Genomic DNA, 15,684 nt, shown 5'->3' with positions numbered 1-15,684 from the left:
ATTGCCCTCTGCCGGCTCCGCTCATGTTCACTACAGCGCGCCCTTGGTCGACGGGATACCCGTGACCCGAGGGTCCGGTTCGACGGCCTCGCGCAGCGCCCGCGCGACGGCTTTGAACTCGGCCTCGGTGATGTGGTGCGGATCCCGCCCGTACAGCACACGCACGTGCAGCGCGATCCGTGCGTTGAGCGCGATGGATTCGAAGACGTGCCGGTTGATAACCGTCGAGTACGGCACCCCCGGGTAGCCACCGACCACGCTATGCAGGATGCGCTCCGGCTCCCCCGTGTGGACGCAATACGGGCGCCCGGAGACGTCGACCGAAGCGTGTGCCAGTGCCTCGTCCATCGGGATGAAGGCGTCACCGAATCGGCGGATGCCGTGTTTGTCACCCAGAGCCTGTCCCAACGCCTGGCCGAGCACGATCGCCGTGTCCTCCACCGTGTGGTGCGCGTCGATCTCGACGTCGCCCTTCGCCTCGACGGTCAAGTCGAAGCTGGCGTGCGCACCGAGCGCGGTGAGCATGTGGTCGAAGAACGGAACCCCCGTGGACACGTTCACGATTCCGGTGCCGTCGAGGTTCAACTCGACAACGATGCTCGACTCCTTGGTAATGCGCTCGACGCGCGCGATCCGATCGCTCATCGAGATCCCTTCGTTTCGTTTGAAGCCGACTGATCCGTTGCACTCAATTCCGTGGCAGCGAGTTTGCCACTGACCCGCAAAAACTCGTCGTTCTCGGCCGCGAGCCCGATCGTGGCGCGCAGATGCCCGGGGATACCCACGTCACGGATCAGCACGCCCTCGTCCAGGTAATGCTGCCATGTGCTGGGGGCGTCCTCGAACAGCCCGAAAAGAATGAAGTTCGCGTCACTCGGGACGACCGAGTACCCCATCGCGGTCAGTTCGGCGCTCACCCGGTCCCGCTCGGCGGCGAGCTGTGCGACGCTGCCGAGCGTTTCGTCAGCGTGGCGCAACGCGGCGCGCGCCGCGGCCTGGGTCACGACCGACAGGTGGTAAGGCAGGCGGACGAGTAGAAGCGCGTCGATGAATGCCGGTGCGGCGGCGAGGTATCCGAGACGACCGCCGGCGAACGCGAATGCCTTGCTCATCGTCCTTGTCACGACCAGCTTCGCCGGGTAGTCGTCGATCAGCGTGAGAGCGCTCGGGGCGTCGGAGAACTCGGCGTACGCCTCGTCGACGATCACGATGCCGGGTGCGGCATCGAGGACCCGGCGCAGTTCCGCGATCCCCACGCTGTGACCGGTCGGGTTGTTGGGGCTGGTGACGAACACGACGTCGGGCCTGCGTCCAGTGATCGCGTCCACCGCAGCGTCCACGTCAAGAGCGAAGTCCTCACGCCGGAAGATCGGCAACCACTCGGTATCGGTGCCATCCGCGATGATCGGGTGCATCGAATACGACGGCACGAAGCCCATCGCACTTCGCCCGGGGCCGGCGAATGCCTGCAGCAACTGCTGCAGGATCTCGTTGGACCCGTTGGCCGCCCACACGTTGTCGACAGTGACGGGCACCCCCGTCTGGTTGGCGAGGTATGCGGCAAGGTCGGTGCGCAGCGCCACCGCGTCCCGGTCCGGGTAGCGGTGCAACTCGCGGCCCGCCTGCCGCACCGACTCGGCGACGTCGTCGACAAGCGCCTTCGTCGGCGGGTGTGGGTTCTCATTGGTGTTCAACTGCACCGGGACACTCAGCTGCGGCGCGCCGTACGCGGACTTACCGCGCAGGTTCTCCCGAATCGGCAACGCGTCGACGCCGACTCGGGCGCCGGGAACTTCGGCGGCGGTCACCGCAGAGCCTCGAAACGCAGCCGGACGGCCTCGCCGTGCGCGGGCAGGTCCTCGGCACCAGCGAGCGTGATGACGTGACCGGAGACCTCTTTCAGTGCAGACTCCGAGTAGTCGACGACGTGTATCCCGCGCAGGAACGTCTGCACGCTCAGCCCCGAGGAGTGCCGGGCGCAGCCCGCCGTGGGCAGCACGTGATTCGAGCCCGCACAGTAGTCGCCGAGGCTCACCGGCGCCCACGGTCCGACGAAGACGGCACCCGCGGACCGCACTCGCGCGGCGACCTCGGACGCGTTCTCGGTCTGGATCTCGAGGTGCTCGGCGGCGTAGGCGTTGACGACCCTCAGGCCCGCTTCGATGTCGTCGACGAGGACGGTGCCGGACTGGCTGCCCTGCAGCGCGGTCTCGACGCGCTCGCGGTGCTTGGTGAGCTCGAGCTGTGCCGCAATTGCCCGGTCGACCGCGTCGGCCAGGTCGTTGGACGTGGTCACGAGGACACTCGCCGCCAGGACGTCGTGCTCGGCTTGACTGATCATGTCGGCGGCCACGTGCACCGGGTCGGCGGTGTGATCGGCGAGGATCGCGATCTCCGTGGGGCCGGCCTCAGCATCGATGCCGACGAGCCCGCGGCACAGCCGTTTCGCCGCCGTCACGTAGATGTTGCCGGGCCCGGTGATGAGATCGACCGGGGCAAGTTCGGCGTTCTCACCGCTGGTAACGGTGTCGGTTCCGCCGTAGGTGAGTAACGCGACGGCCTGGGCACCACCCACGGCCCACACCTCGTCGATATCGAGCAGCGCGGCGGCGGCAAGGATGGTCGGGTGCGGCAGACCCCCGAACGCCGCCTGCGGCGGCGAGGCGACCACGAGCGAGTCGACGCCCGCCGCCTGCGCCGGCACGACGTTCATCACCACCGAGGACGGGTACACCGCGTTGCCACCCGGCACGTACAGACCTACCCGCTCGACCGGCACCCAACGCTCGGTGACCGTCCCGCCGGGAACGACCTCGGTGATCGTGTCGGTGCGGCGTTGATCGGCGTGGACCTTGCGAGTGCGCTCGATCGCGACCTCGAGGGCGGCCCGGACGTCGGGGTCGAGCTCCGCGAGGGCACGGTCCAGCTCGGCCTGCGGCACGCGCACTCGGTCGGGGCGGACGCCGTCGAACCGCTCGCCGTACTCGAGGGCGGCCTCGGCGCCGCGGTCGCGGATCGCCTCGACGACGGGTCGGACCTGATGCAGCACCGCGTCCACATCCACTCCACCTCGGGGAAGTGCGGCACGAAGTTCAGCCGTGGAAGGGGTACGACCGCGAAGGTCGGTGCGGGCGAGCATTGAGGGGTCCTCTCTGCGACGGTGGGAACGGCATGGACGGTGAGTGGGCACGGCATGGACGAACCCGGGTCGTGCGACGAACCGGTCCTTCGGCGACTGCTCGTTCGACCACAGGGGCTCGACACCGATTATCCATCGACAAGGGTGCGCCGGTTCCACCGGTCGACACAAGTCGGTTTGCATCGACCGGCGGCAGGTTTCGAGGACCGGCGGCCCGCCAGAACTAGGTGGTGGGGAGGAACCGCCGCGCCACGTTCGCCTCTGTCGAGGCTCCCGGTAACCATTCCGCGATCCACGGACCCGTTCCGTCGCTCTGGTCGAGCACCCCGCGTTCGAGCCAAGCAAACCGACCGTCAAGTATTCCGTCGGCGAGCCGACGATCCGCGTCGTCGGTGTTGTTCCACAGTCCGTCGAACAGCTTCTCCACCCTGAGCGTGGCCTGACGGCAGAACGCGTCGGCGAGCTCGTAGGCGGTCTCACCTTCGAGTGGGTCGTCCTCGAGCTGCATCTGAGCCCGAACACACACCGCCGCCATCGCGAACAGCTCGGCACCGATGTCGACCACCCGTCCGAGGAATCCCTGCTGCTTCTCCATCGCCGCCTGCCACCGCGCCATGCCGTAGAACGTGGACCGGGCAAGCTTGCGCGAGTGTCGCTCAACGAACCTCAAATGCGTAGCCAGGAAACCGAATTCGCCGAACGATGTCGGCACCTGCCCCTTCCCTGTGACGAGCTGCGGTAGCCACTTGGCGTAAAAGCCGCTGGCCTTCGCCGCCGCCCGGATCTTGGCCGCGTTGTCGGCGTGCGGGTCGGCGAGATCACCCGCCACGGCGAGATGCGCGTCGACGGCCTCACGGGCGACGAGCAGGCGCATGATCTCGCTCGAACCCTCGAAGATCCGGTTGATCCGCAGATCCCGGGACACCTGCTCTGCGGGCACCGCGCGCTCGCCGCGGGCGGCGAGCGAGGCCGCGGTCTCGTATCCGCGACCGCCACGGACCTGGATCAGGTCGTCGCCGATGACGCACGCCATCTCACTCGCCCACAGTTTCGCGAGCGCCGCCTCGATGCGGATGTCGTTGCGGCCCTCGTCGCTCATTTGCCCCGACAGTTCCAGCACCGCTTCGAGGGCGTAGGTGGTGGCCGTCATAAACGACAACTTGCTCGCGACAGCCCCGTGCTCGCCGACCGGCTTGCCCCACTGCACCCGGGTTCCGGACCACTCCCGCGCGATCTTGACCGACCACTTGCCGGCTCCTGCGCACAGCGCCGGGATGGCGAGTCGGCCCGCGTTGAGGGTGGTCAGGGCGATCTTGAGGCCGTCTCCCTCACGCCCGATGAGGTTTTCCTTCGGTACCCGCACCTTGTACAGGCGGGTCACGCCGTTCTCGATGCCGCGCAACCCCATGAAGGCGTTACGTCGTTCGACGGTGATGCCAGGCGAGTCCGCCTCGACGACGAACGCCGAGATTCCACCCCGGTGTCCCTCACTCCTCGGCACGCGAGCCATCACGACGAGCAGCTCGGCGACGACACCGTTCGTGGTCCACAGCTTCACGCCGTCCAGCTCGTAGGCGGCGCCGTCCTCGATGGGCACGGCGGTCGACGCCAGCCGGGCCGGGTCGGACCCGACATCGGGTTCGGTGAGCAGGAACGCGGAGATCGCGCCGCGGGCACAGCGAGGAAGGAACGCCCGCTTCTGCTCGGGCGTGCCCGCAAGCTTGAGTGGTTCGGGAACGCCGATCGACTGGTGCGCCGACACGAGTGCGCCCAGGCTCGGGTGAACGGACCCGACGAGCATCAACGCGCGGCCGTACGCAACCTGGGAAAGGCCCAGGCCACCGTACTCCTCCGGAATCTTCAGACCGAAGCAGCCGAGTTCGGCGAAGCCACGGACGTACTCGTCCGGAATCTTGGATTCAGCTTCGATGACGGAGCCGTCGAGCCCCGCGCAGTAGTCGCGGAGGCGCGTGAGAAACTCCTCTGCCTTCGCGGCGGATTCGGGGGTCGGTCGCGGGAACGGATGAATCAAGTCGAGCCGGAAACGCCCGAGAAAGAGTTCCTTGGCGAAGGACGGTTTGTCCCAGCCTGACTCTCGGGCCTCCTCGGCGACCGCGCGCGCTTGCTCCTCGGTCACCTTCGGGATTGACGTGTCGACCATGCCGCACCCCCTACTGGCGAGTAGTCCTACTGACCAGTATCCCCTAATCCGCGCACCGCGGACACCGTTTTGACCACTCTTCTGATCTTCGAGCAGTCACCCTTCCCCTTCCCGCGACCGACGGGGGCGGGTGCGGACGTGGGCGCGTTCACCCTGTGGTCCGAACAGACTCAGGATCTCGGCGGCCTGGGGGCCCGGATTGCCGAACCAGTGCGGGACACGAGTGTCGAACTCGGCCACCTCACCCGGGGTGAGGATGACATCGTGCTCGCCGAGCACCAGTCGAAGTCGTCCGGAGAGCACATACAGCCATTCATAGCCTTCGTGCACTTGGGGCGTGGGCTCACCCGCCGGATTGCGAGCCGGGATTATGAACTTGAACGCCTGGATTCCGCCTGGTCGGCGAGTGAGCGGAACAATCGTCATCCCGTGCCGATGGAGCGGCCGCATATGTACTCGAGGGTCGCCAGTGACGGGTGCCCCGACGAGTTCGTCCAATGGCAGTTGGTGAGCGCGGGCCAGCCGGAGCAAGAGTTCGAGGGTGGGTCGGCGCCCACCGGATTCCAGACGCGACAGCGTGCTGACCGAGATTCCGGTGGCTTCGGACACCTGGGCCAGGGTCGCTCTGCGCTGGCGTCGAATCTCCTTGAGGCGTGGACCAACTGCGTCGAGCACACCCTCGAGGCCCTGCGCATCCTCCGCCATGGCCGACAATTTTGCCACCTCGGCAACGATGCTTGCCACTATTTCGAGAGGTGGGTGACAGTCGTTCTCGAAGTTCGGGAACGAAACGAGGAGGAACCGGTGATTGAGACCTACGACGTGGCGGTGATCGGCGGCGGAGCTGCGGGGCTCGGGGCGGCGCTCAGCCTCGCACGGGCGCGGCGGTCGGTGCTCGTGATCGATGCCGGCGCGCCACGGAACGCGCCCGCGGGAAACGTTCACAACTACCTGGGCCGCGAGGGCACACCGCCCGCCGAGCTCCAGGCCATCGGCCGCGCCGAGGTCGAGGCGTACGGCGGTGAAGTGACCACCGGAACCGCCGTCTCGGCACACGATCGTGGCGATGGCACCTTCCACGTGGAACTCGAGGACGGCCAGACCGTACTGTCGCGCCGACTGCTGGTGACCACCGGACTGGCCGACGAGCTCCCCGACGTGCCGGGCCTGGCCGAACGGTGGGGTCGCGACGTACTCCACTGCCCTTACTGCCACGGGTGGGAGGTCCGTGATCAGCCGATCGGGATCCTCGCCACCGGACCACTCGCAGTGCACCAGGCGCTGCTGTGGCGGCAGTGGAGTGACGACGTGACGCTTCTGCTGCATACCGGTCCCGAACCCACCGCCGACGAGTACGAGCAACTCGCCGCCCGCAACATCAGTGTGGTCGACGGGAAGGTGGCCGGCCTCGAGGTGTCGGGTGACCGCCTGACCGGGGTGACCCTGTCCGACGGTCACTCCGTTCCGCTCCGGGCTGTGGTGGTCGCGCCAGCATTGGCGCCACGGGCCGGCGTCCTGTCGAGCCTGGGAATCGAGCCAACCCCGGTGGAGATGTTCGGGCACGTGATCGGCAGCCAGATTCCCGCCGACCCGACCGGCGCCACCGCTGTTCCGGGAGTGTGGGTCGCCGGCAACGTCGCCGACGTGGGTGCCCAGGTGATCGTCGCAGCCGCCGCTGGGCTGAACGCAGCCGCAATGATCAACGCAGATCTCGTCGCCGACGATACGAGGCGGGCCGTCGCCGCCCGCAGTTCGCGCTGACGTCAGTTGACCCGGCCACTGTGACAGTGGCCGGGTCCAACCGCACGGGACCCCTGAGCTACATGTCCGTGGCTACATGTCCAGGCCGAGATCGAGCACCGTCACCGAGTGTGTGAGGGCACCGACGGCCAGGTAGTCGACACCGGTGGCGGCGAAGTCCGCCGCGACGTCGAGGGTCAGACCTCCCGACGATTCCAGTTTGGTGTGCGGGGATACCGCATCGCGACGCTGCACCGCGGTCTGCGTCTGCCATAGTGGAAAGTTGTCCAGCAGAACGAGATCGGCCCCTTCTGCCAGTACCTCGTCGAGTTGGGTGAGCGTGTCGACCTCCACCTCGCACTCGATGCCCGGCGCCGTCGCGCGCACCGCGCGAAGTGCGCCGACCACGGAACCCGCCGCGGCCACATGATTGTCCTTGATGAGGGCGGCGTCGCCGAGACCCATCCGGTGGTTTTCGCCGCCGCCGACGCGCACCGCGTACTTCTGCAGCCCCCGCAGACCGGGCAGGGTCTTCCGGCTGTCGCGGATCTTGCATTTCGTCCCCGCGACCGCGTCGACCCACGCCGAGGTCGTAGTGGCGATTCCCGACAGGTGGCACATCAGATTCAGCATCGTGCGCTCGGCTGTGAGCAGCCCCCGAGTCGGAGCGCTGACGGTGAGCACCGCGTCGCCGGGATGCACGCGTGCACCGTCCGCGACCCGGTCGACGACCTCGTAGTTGCCGGCGCCGATCACCTCGTCGAGCACCATCAGACCCACGTCGATCCCCGCGACGGTCCCGGCCGAGCGAGTCACCACCGATGCCTTCGCGACCGCCCCCTCAGGGACCGTCGCGACCGACGTGATGTCGGGCCCGTACCGAAGATCCTCGTCGAGCGCTGTGCGCACCAACGCGAGCGTCTCCTCCGGATCGAGCTGGTCCTTCGTGCTCATCGTGCTCCTGTCGCCTGCATCTCGGGTACCTCCAGTTCACCGTCGCGTCCGATACGCACCGGGATACTGCGGCGGAACTCGTCCGACGTCTCCGGGTAGTCGGCGCGCCCATGGCATCCGCGGCTCTCCCTCCGCGCAGACGCCGCCAACACGAGCGCCGACGCGACGACGGTCAGCGCCGTGTCCTCGAGCGTTCGCCCGTCCCCTGCCGCCACCACCTCACTGCGTTCCAGCTCGGTCGCGGCGCTATCGATCCCGTCACCATCACGAACAACGGAGGCATGTGCGGACATCAGTTCCTGCACACGTTCACGTGGCGCCCGTTGCCGGAACGGCAGCAACAGATCGTCGGCCTCGACGAACAGGCCGGAACGCTCGGCGGCGGCGATGCCGACGCGCTCGCCGACGACGAGCCCCTCGAGCAAGCTGTTCGACGCCAACCGGTTCGCACCGTGCAGACCTGTTCGGGCCACCTCTCCCACCGCGTACAACCCGGATATCTCGGTACGCCCGTGCACGTCGGTGACGACACCGCCGCACGAGTAGTGCGCCGCCGGCGCCACCGGGATCAACTGGTCGGCTGGATCGATACCCGCCGCGAGGCATGAAGCAGTGACCGTCGGGAATCGCGTCGCGAACCCCGACAGGTGCCGCGCATCGAGGAACACGTGATCGGCCCCGGTCTCCCTCAGCCGGCGGGCAATCGCCCGCGACACGACGTCGCGCGGAGCCAGGTCGCCCTTCGGGTGCACGCCTTCGGTAACCGACCGACCCTCAGCATCGACGAGCCGGGCGCCCTCACCGCGTACGGCCTCACTGATGAGCGGACGCCGACCGACCGCGCCGGGGGCGAACAGCACAGTGGGATGGAACTGGACGAACTCGAGATCGGCGACGGTCGCACCGGCCTCGAGTGCCAGTGCGATCCCGTCACCACTCGACCCCTCCGGGTTGGTGCTGCACGAGTACAGCTGACCGAGCCCGCCCGTCGCGAGCGCCACGGCGGGAGCATGGATGACCCCGAGCCCCCTGTCGGACACCACGATCAACCCGGTGACGCCACGTCGATCGGTCGTCACCCGGGCCGCCGCTGCGCCGAACAGGACCGGCATCCCGACTGCGTTGAGAGCTCGCTGCACCTCGGCGCCTGTGGCGTCACCCCCGGCGTGGACGATCCGTCGGGTGCTGTGCCCGCCCTCGCGGGTGCGCGACACGCCGCCGTCGGCTCCGACGTCGAACACGGCGCCCAACGCCGTCAACGCGGCGAGCGCCTCACGGCCAGCCGACACGATCGATCGGACGGCGACTTCGTCGCACAATCCGGCGCCCGCGACACAGGTGTCGCCGGTATGCGAGTCGACCGAATCGATGCGCGGATCCCCCACGACGGCGATGCCGCCCTGGGCGTACTGGGTGGCGGTGTCGGTCGGACCGCCCTTGCTCACCACGAGCACCCTGAGTCCACGCTCGACCGCGGATCGCGCCGCGGTCAACCCGGCCACCCCGTTGCCGACGACGACCAGATCCGCCCGCGCCTCCCACGCGACGCCACCATCCCGGGGAGCGGCGACCATTACTCGCCGCCGCCGGGGTTTCCGATCTCGATCATGCGCTGCACAGACTTTCGCGCCCGTTCGGCGACGTCGGGGTCGACGTGGACCTCATCCTTGCCCTCGACGAGACAGCGCAGCAGCGCGGCCGGGGTGATCATCTTCATGAAAGGGCACGATGCACGGTCGTTGACGGCCTGGAAGTCGATACCCGGCGCAGCCTTGCGCAACTGGTGCAACATGCCGACCTCGGTGGCGACGAGGACCTGGTTCGCACCGCTCTGGCGGGCCGCGTCGAGCATGCCGCCAGTCGAGAGGATCTTGACCTTCTCCTCGGGCACGAAGCCCTCCCCGGCGAGATAGAGCGCCGACGTTGCGCACCCGCACTCGGGGTGGACGAACAGTTCGGCATCCGGATGCGACCGAGACTTGGCGGTGAGCTCGTCACCGTTGATGCCGGCATGGACGTGGCATTCGCCAGCCCAGATCTCCATGTTTTCTCGGCCGGTGACGCGCTTGACGTGTGCACCGAGGAACTGGTCGGGCAGGAACAACACTTCGCGGTCGGGATCGATCGAGGCCACGACATCGACGGCGTTGGACGACGTGCAGCAGATGTCGGTCAGCCCCTTGACCTCTGCGGTGGTGTTGACGTAGGACACCACGAGCGCGTCGGGGTGCTCGGCCTTCCACTCTCGCAGCTGTTCGGCGGTGATCGAGTCGGCGAGCGAGCATCCGGCCCGTTCGTCTGGAATCAGGACGGTCTTCTCCGGGCTGAGGATCTTGGCGGTCTCGGCCATGAAGTGAACCCCGCAGAAGACGATGGTGTCCTCCGGCGCCTCGGCCGCGATCCGCGACAGCGCGAGCGAGTCGCCGACGTGGTCGGCGACGTCCTGGATCTCGGGCAACTGATAGTTGTGCGCCAGTAGGGTCGCGCCCCGCTCCTTCGCCAGACGGCGCACCTCGGAGGCCCACTCAGGGCCGGCCGAGACGCCGGTGTACCCACCGGGTCCGTCATGGATCATCCCGGTAGCACTCGCCCACAACGTCGACGTCATGGCCACTCCTTCTTCCGGAGCTCCTCGACAGCTCCGTCACTACAACCCGGGCCGGCTGGCCCGAATTTCCGAAATTCAGGTTTTCGACTTAGAATCGAAAACATGCCACATGGTAGCACCGTCCACGAAGTGCTCACCGCGGTGTTCCAGGTTCGAGCCGCGGCGAGCCCCGTCACTGCAGGTGACGGCCTTCTCGGGCCGAACGGGTGCCAAACCAACGAACTAATGGTGCTCCTGTGGCAACGCGCCCTCGATCCGCAGAAGGGCACCTGGTCACTGCCGGGCGGAACTCTCGGCGACGACGAGAACCTCGAGACGTCGGCCCGCCGCCAACTCGCCGAGAAGGTCGACGTCCGCGAGGTGGCGCACCTCGAGCAGCTGTCTGTGTTCAGTGATCCGCATCGGGTCCCCGGCGCCCGCCGGATCGCCTCGACCTACCTCGGCCTCGTTCCCCTGCCCGCCGATCCTCAGATCCCGCCGGACACAGCGTGGCATCCGGCGTCCAAGCTGCCGGCAATGTCCTTCGACCACGGCACCGTCGTCGAATATGCACGTATGCGGCTTGCCGCGAAGCTGTCCTACACCAACATCGCCTTTGCACTCGCCCCGGACGAGTTCACGATGTCCACGCTCCGCGAACTCTATTGTGCTGCTTTAGGTTACGACGTAGACACGACCAACCTTCAGCGCGTGCTGACCCGCCGAGGAGTCATCACCGCCACCGGTAGCACCGCGCGGTCGGGACGAACTGGCGGCCGTCCCGCCGCGCTCTACCACTTCACCGACTCGCACCTCCGGGTCACTGACGAGTTCGCAGCTCTCCGACCGCCGAGCTGACGCGAAGACACTGCGGGCGCGCCATCACGGGCGAGACCTCAAGGGCGCTCCTCCGCGTCGACTGTCGGCGATTCATGTCCGGTGGCCACCTCGTCCCGGCCGCCGTCCCCGTCGCCGACACCGAGGTCATCGTGGGGGCTCAGCGACACGAGAAGTAAGTAGACCAGCGCCGCAGCCAAGGGCTGTGCCACGAGGACCATCGCCGTCGACAGGCCCGGCGCCATGGCGACGATCGTCCCGACGGACGGGCTGTCCACCCGTGGAAATCGCAGCCGGGCGACGCCCATCCCCACCAGTGCGGCCACGCCCGCACTCAGCGCCGATCCCACCACCAGAGCAGCGACCGCACCCGGGCCGCGAGACCGGCGTATCCCCCACACGGCAACCGCCGACAGGGCACCGAGTACCAGTCCGATGCCGACGAAGATGGCGACGGCGTCGAACCGGTGCAGACTCTCGGTGGTGAGCACGACACCCTGATGCTCGGCCACGACGAGCAACCGCTCTGCGGGCGCAAGAAGCGCCCAGACGATGCCCGAGACCACCCCCAGTAGCGTCAGGGACAACACGAGTCTCGCGGGTGCACGCAGGCCTGGTACACGCAGACCGGGGCGTCGGGATGCCGTCACACGTCGGACGTTACCTGCGCCCGAGCAGGGTCGAGTCGAGGACTCCGTGACGAGAACACTTGGCCCACCACCCGTCCGGGCTGACCTGAACGACCATCCGGCGGCCGCACTGCTCGCAGAACCGCGGAGGCTCGAGACCCAATTGCGCCGCTGCCGGCGTGGAGTCACCCACACCGGCGACGACTCGACGGCCGGTAAACGGGTTGTAGCGCTCGTCCGCCATCGCCGACACGCTCACAGCGTCGCGTTGAGTGCCTTGATCGGCATCTCGAGATCGACCAGGAGGTCCAGGTCGCTCTCCGCGGGTCGGCCGAGGGTGGTCAGGTAGTTGCCGACGATGACCGCATTGATACCGCCGAGGATGCCCTGCTTGGCGCCGAGATCGCCGAGGGTGATCTCACGGCCGCCCGCGAAGCGCAGCATCGTGCGCGGCAGCGCGAGGCGGAACGCGGCGACGGCCTTGAGCGCCTCGCTCGCGGGCAGCACCTCGAGATCGCCGAACGGGGTGCCCGGGCGTGGGTTGAGGAAATTCAGCGGCACCTCGTCCGGCTCGAGCGCGGCCAGGTTCGCAGCGAACTCGGCCCGCTGCTCGAGCGTCTCCCCCATGCCGAGGATGCCGCCGCAGCACACCTCCATGCCGGCTTCGCGCACCATGCGGAGGGTATCCCAGCGCTCCTCCCACGTGTGGGTGGTGACGACGTTGGGGAAGTGCGACTCGGCTGTCTCGAGGTTGTGGTTGTAGCGGTGCACCCCCATAGCCGCGAGCTGGTCGACCTGCTCTTGCGTGAGCATCCCGAGCGAGCATGCGATCTGGATGTCGACCTCGTTGCGGATCGCCTCGATGCCGGCTGCGACCTGCGCGAGCAGCTTCTCGTCGGGACCGCGCACCGCCGCGACGATGCAGAACTCGGTGGCGCCGGTCTTGGCGGTCTGCTTCGCAGCCTCGACCAGGCTGGGGATGTCCAGCCATGCCGCGCGGACCGGCGACTCGAACAGGCCGGACTGCGAACAGAAATGGCAGTCCTCGGGACAGCCGCCGGTCTTGAGGCTGATAATGCCCTCGACCTCCACCTCGGGGCCGCACCACTTCATGCGAACGTCGTGGGCGAGCCCGAGCAAATCCTCGAGTCGGTCGTCGCCGAGGCGCAGGACCTCGAGGACCTGTTCCTGATTCAGCGCCTCGCCACGCTCTAGAACCTGGTCACGGGCGATCGCGAGAATGTCGGGGGCCTGGGTCACTGCAACTCCTAGGATGGGCGGCACAAACCTGAACGCCGTACAAGTTGAACAGCGTCCACGTTAGAACCGTGCTGAACTAGTGTCAAAGTAGGCCAGCCGCTCTGGTCGCCCCGGCCGAGCGGACAGACGTCAGGAGTAGGTTGGTGCAGCTACGACGCAATGACGTCATCGATGGCGCGATCGCGATCCTCGACGAGTACGGGCTCGCCGACCTCACGATGCGACGACTCGCGACCTCACTGGGTGTCCAACCCGGTGCGCTGTACTGGCATTTCCCGAACAAGCAGACCCTGCTTGCCGCCATGGCCGACCGGATCCTCGTCGGCGTCGACGACCCAGTGAAGGCCGAGCGGTGGGACGACGGGATCACCGAACTCGCGCACCGATTGCGCAACGCACTGCTTTCCCATCGGGACGGGGCAGAGTTGGTGGCCGCCACCTATGCCTCCGGCATGACGTCCAACCTCGCCCGGGAGAGCTTCGTCGGCGCCGGTGTCCGCGCTGGCCTGCCGCGGCCCTACGCCGAGCTCGCGGCATACTCCCTGCTGTACTTCGTCCTCGGCCACACCATCGATGAGCAGTCACGGGCCCAGATGAAGGCAATTGGTGCGCTCACCCGGACCCCAGCGTCACCCGATACCGAAACCGCCGCCGATCTCGGCTCGGACCACGACCTCCTCGACGGCGATCCGCGGGTACGGTTCGACTTCGGCCTGAGGCTGTTCATCGACGGCGTGCGGGCTCGCGCCGCCTCTCCCGCCGCACGCGCCTGACCGGACCGGGTAGCTCCAGCGACGCGACCGCGCCACCCGCTACGGCAAGTCCCGCACCGTTGCGACTAGCCTCGAACGTCTCGGTCAAACCGTCGGGGGCGCGGGGGCAGGCATCTCGATCGATCCCACGGGTTCGCCCCCCGACTCGCCGACTGGAGGCGCAAACTCCCCGACCCTGGGAGCAGACCCGCCGATCGGAGGAGCAACGGAGCACCCCTGCATGGTCCGCTCGGCGGCGTCTACGACGACATCGGTGACGGTGCAGGCCCGCCGCAGCGCCTCGCGCTGACGCCGGGCACCGCTTCCCTCCGCGATCCGCTTCCTCAGGCCCGCCACGACCGCGGTGCGAGTGCCGTTCTCTTCGAGTGCGTCCTCGATGCTCTCGATCATCTTCTCGACCAGGACGCGGGCTGGAACGCACCGCGTTGAGAACGGATCGACGCCCAAACCTTCGAGCCCGTCATGGGCGGCCCGCCAGTAGGCGGCCTCCAACTGCGGTCCCGGTACCTCGGTCGCGGGCCGCCCCTCGACGGCGTCACGAAGTGCGGTGACCACGAGCCCCTGCACCAGTTGCGCCAACATCACGGTCTCGTCGGCCGTCGCGGGCACATCGCTGACCCGGATCTCGACGGTCGGATACCGTCCGGATGGGCGGACGTCCCAGTAGACCATTCGCTCGTCGAGAATCGCACCGCAGTCGATCATCGACATCACCACGCGGTCGTACTCGTGCGCGTCGGCGAATACCGGCGGCGGCCCGGTGGCCGGCCACCGCCTCCACAGGATCGATCTCCAGCTGGCGCACCCGGTGTCCGCCCCGTAGTGAATCGGCGAGTTCGCGGTCAGCGCCAGCAGGGACGGCAGCCACGGACGCAACCGGTTGCCGACCTGGATCGCGGCGTCACGGTCGGGCACGGCGACGTGAACGTGGCAGCCGCAGATTCCGTGTTGGCGAGCCAATATCCCGAACTGGCGCTCCATGGCCTGGTATCGGGGAACGTCGCTGACCTCCTGTACCGACGGACCCGCCACCGGTACACCGACCGCCACCGGCCGACACTCTCTGCGCCGCGCAGCTTCCGCCAGACCAGAGCGCAACGAGATCAACTCACGGAGCAGATCGTCCCCACTCCGGCACACCCCCGTCGCGGTCTCGACCTGACACGCGCCCAACTCGGGCTGGAGGTCGATCCCCATGCGTTTCGCCTCCGCGCCGACGGCAGCGTTCTCCATTCGGAGCCGCCCGGTCCTGGGGTCGACGAGGAGGAACTCTTCCTCTACACCGATCGTCGGGGAATTCGAGCGTTCCGACACCGTGGGCCTCCGTCGGCAGATTCGGGCGGGCCATCCAGAGTACTCCCACCAAATGACGGGCCACTTTCTCCGCGAGCGACGCCTTCTCCACCATGATCGTTGATTCGACTCCACCACAAGGCACTTGGCCTCGCCCGCTGAGGCGGCCACGGCCGGCTGCGGCAACAGCGGGCCGCGGAGCGGGCCAGGCCTTCAGGGCGCACCGATCTGTGGCCCCGCCACGCCTCCCCGTCAAATACCCGTGAGGACGGTCACCTGCACGCACAATGAACAACACAGACACCGGGCTT

At 67.8% G+C, this 15,684-nt stretch carries 15 protein-coding genes; 3 read left to right on the top strand and 12 right to left on the bottom strand.

Annotated elements, in window-relative coordinates:
- Positions 1–30 precede the first annotated feature (30 nt).
- From hisB to EGT50_RS03975, 5 genes are all read right to left on the bottom strand, one after another.
- The gene (hisB, locus tag EGT50_RS03995) at positions 31–645 is read right to left on the bottom strand and encodes an imidazoleglycerol-phosphate dehydratase HisB (protein WP_127951235.1); all 615 of its coding nucleotides are present in this window, start codon (positions 643–645) and stop codon (positions 31–33) included.
- Positions 642–1,808, bottom strand: coding sequence for a histidinol-phosphate transaminase (locus EGT50_RS03990; protein WP_127951234.1), 1,167 nt, complete (start codon positions 1,806–1,808; stop codon positions 642–644). The genes hisB and EGT50_RS03990 overlap by 4 nt, the downstream gene beginning before the upstream one ends.
- Positions 1,805–3,139: a histidinol dehydrogenase gene (gene hisD / locus EGT50_RS03985; RefSeq protein WP_127951233.1), complete on the bottom strand. Its 1,335-nt coding sequence runs from the start codon at positions 3,137–3,139 to the stop codon at positions 1,805–1,807. Before hisD ends, EGT50_RS03990 begins: the two co-directional genes overlap by 4 nt.
- A gap of 223 nt (positions 3,140–3,362) precedes the next feature.
- Positions 3,363–5,300 carry an acyl-CoA dehydrogenase family protein gene (locus tag EGT50_RS03980; protein WP_127951232.1) on the bottom strand — a complete coding sequence of 646 codons (1,938 nt, stop codon included), beginning with the start codon at positions 5,298–5,300 and terminating at the stop codon, positions 3,363–3,365.
- 96 nt (positions 5,301–5,396) lie between these two features.
- The gene (locus EGT50_RS03975; RefSeq protein ID WP_127951400.1) at positions 5,397–6,005 is read right to left on the bottom strand and encodes a helix-turn-helix domain-containing protein; all 609 of its coding nucleotides are present in this window, start codon (positions 6,003–6,005) and stop codon (positions 5,397–5,399) included.
- Positions 6,006–6,104: 99 nt separating this feature from the next.
- Here EGT50_RS03975 and EGT50_RS03970 point away from each other — a divergent pair, with 99 nt between their 5' ends.
- Positions 6,105–7,061, top strand: coding sequence for an NAD(P)/FAD-dependent oxidoreductase (locus EGT50_RS03970; RefSeq protein WP_127951231.1), 957 nt, complete (start codon positions 6,105–6,107; stop codon positions 7,059–7,061).
- 72 nt (positions 7,062–7,133) lie between these two features.
- Here the strand turns inward: EGT50_RS03970 and nadC are convergent, their stop codons facing one another.
- From nadC to nadA, 3 genes are read right to left on the bottom strand one after another with little or no spacing between them, the layout of a single operon-like run.
- Entirely contained in the window at positions 7,134–7,994 is an 861-nt protein-coding gene (nadC, locus tag EGT50_RS03965; protein ID WP_127951230.1) for a carboxylating nicotinate-nucleotide diphosphorylase, read from the bottom strand.
- A complete protein-coding gene (locus tag EGT50_RS03960) occupies positions 7,991–9,568 on the bottom strand; it encodes an L-aspartate oxidase (protein ID WP_127951229.1) in 1,578 nt (525 codons plus the stop codon). Before EGT50_RS03960 ends, nadC begins: the two co-directional genes overlap by 4 nt.
- Positions 9,568–10,602 (bottom strand): quinolinate synthase NadA, encoded by a 1,035-nt coding sequence (gene nadA / locus EGT50_RS03955; RefSeq protein ID WP_127951228.1) that lies wholly within the window; start codon positions 10,600–10,602, stop codon positions 9,568–9,570. The genes EGT50_RS03960 and nadA overlap by 1 nt, the downstream gene beginning before the upstream one ends.
- A 102-nt stretch (positions 10,603–10,704) precedes the next feature.
- On the opposite strand from nadA, the gene EGT50_RS03950 reads away from it, so the two are divergent.
- A complete protein-coding gene (locus tag EGT50_RS03950) occupies positions 10,705–11,439 on the top strand; it encodes an NUDIX hydrolase (protein WP_127951227.1) in 735 nt (244 codons plus the stop codon).
- 38 nt (positions 11,440–11,477) lie between these two features.
- Here EGT50_RS03950 and EGT50_RS03945 read toward each other — a convergent pair whose 3' ends face one another.
- Genes EGT50_RS03945 through bioB form a run of 3 tightly spaced genes read right to left on the bottom strand, consistent with a single transcriptional unit; the run spans position 11,478 to position 13,307 of the window.
- The gene (locus tag EGT50_RS03945) at positions 11,478–12,068 is read right to left on the bottom strand and encodes a DUF2567 domain-containing protein (RefSeq protein WP_235870541.1); all 591 of its coding nucleotides are present in this window, start codon (positions 12,066–12,068) and stop codon (positions 11,478–11,480) included.
- A 10-nt stretch (positions 12,069–12,078) separates the two neighbouring features.
- Positions 12,079–12,291: a biotin synthase auxiliary protein BsaP gene (gene bsaP / locus EGT50_RS03940; RefSeq protein ID WP_127951399.1), complete on the bottom strand. Its 213-nt coding sequence runs from the start codon at positions 12,289–12,291 to the stop codon at positions 12,079–12,081.
- Positions 12,292–12,302: 11 nt separating this feature from the next.
- Positions 12,303–13,307 carry a biotin synthase BioB gene (gene bioB / locus EGT50_RS03935; RefSeq protein ID WP_127951226.1) on the bottom strand — a complete coding sequence of 335 codons (1,005 nt, stop codon included), beginning with the start codon at positions 13,305–13,307 and terminating at the stop codon, positions 12,303–12,305.
- A gap of 143 nt (positions 13,308–13,450) precedes the next feature.
- Between bioB and EGT50_RS03930 the strand changes: the two genes are divergently transcribed.
- A complete protein-coding gene (locus EGT50_RS03930) occupies positions 13,451–14,080 on the top strand; it encodes a TetR/AcrR family transcriptional regulator C-terminal domain-containing protein (protein WP_127951225.1) in 630 nt (209 codons plus the stop codon).
- 84 nt (positions 14,081–14,164) lie between these two features.
- On the opposite strand, the gene EGT50_RS03925 is transcribed toward EGT50_RS03930, so the two are convergent.
- On the bottom strand, positions 14,165–15,394 hold the full coding sequence (locus tag EGT50_RS03925; protein WP_127951224.1) for a carboxylate-amine ligase: 1,230 nt from the start codon (positions 15,392–15,394) through the stop codon (positions 14,165–14,167).
- Positions 15,395–15,684 lie beyond the last annotated feature (290 nt).

The organism is Rhodococcus xishaensis, assembly GCF_004011825.1.
Lineage (GTDB): Bacteria > Actinomycetota > Actinomycetes > Mycobacteriales > Mycobacteriaceae > Prescottella > Prescottella xishaensis.
This window is presented reverse-complemented; position numbering and strand designations above follow the sequence as displayed.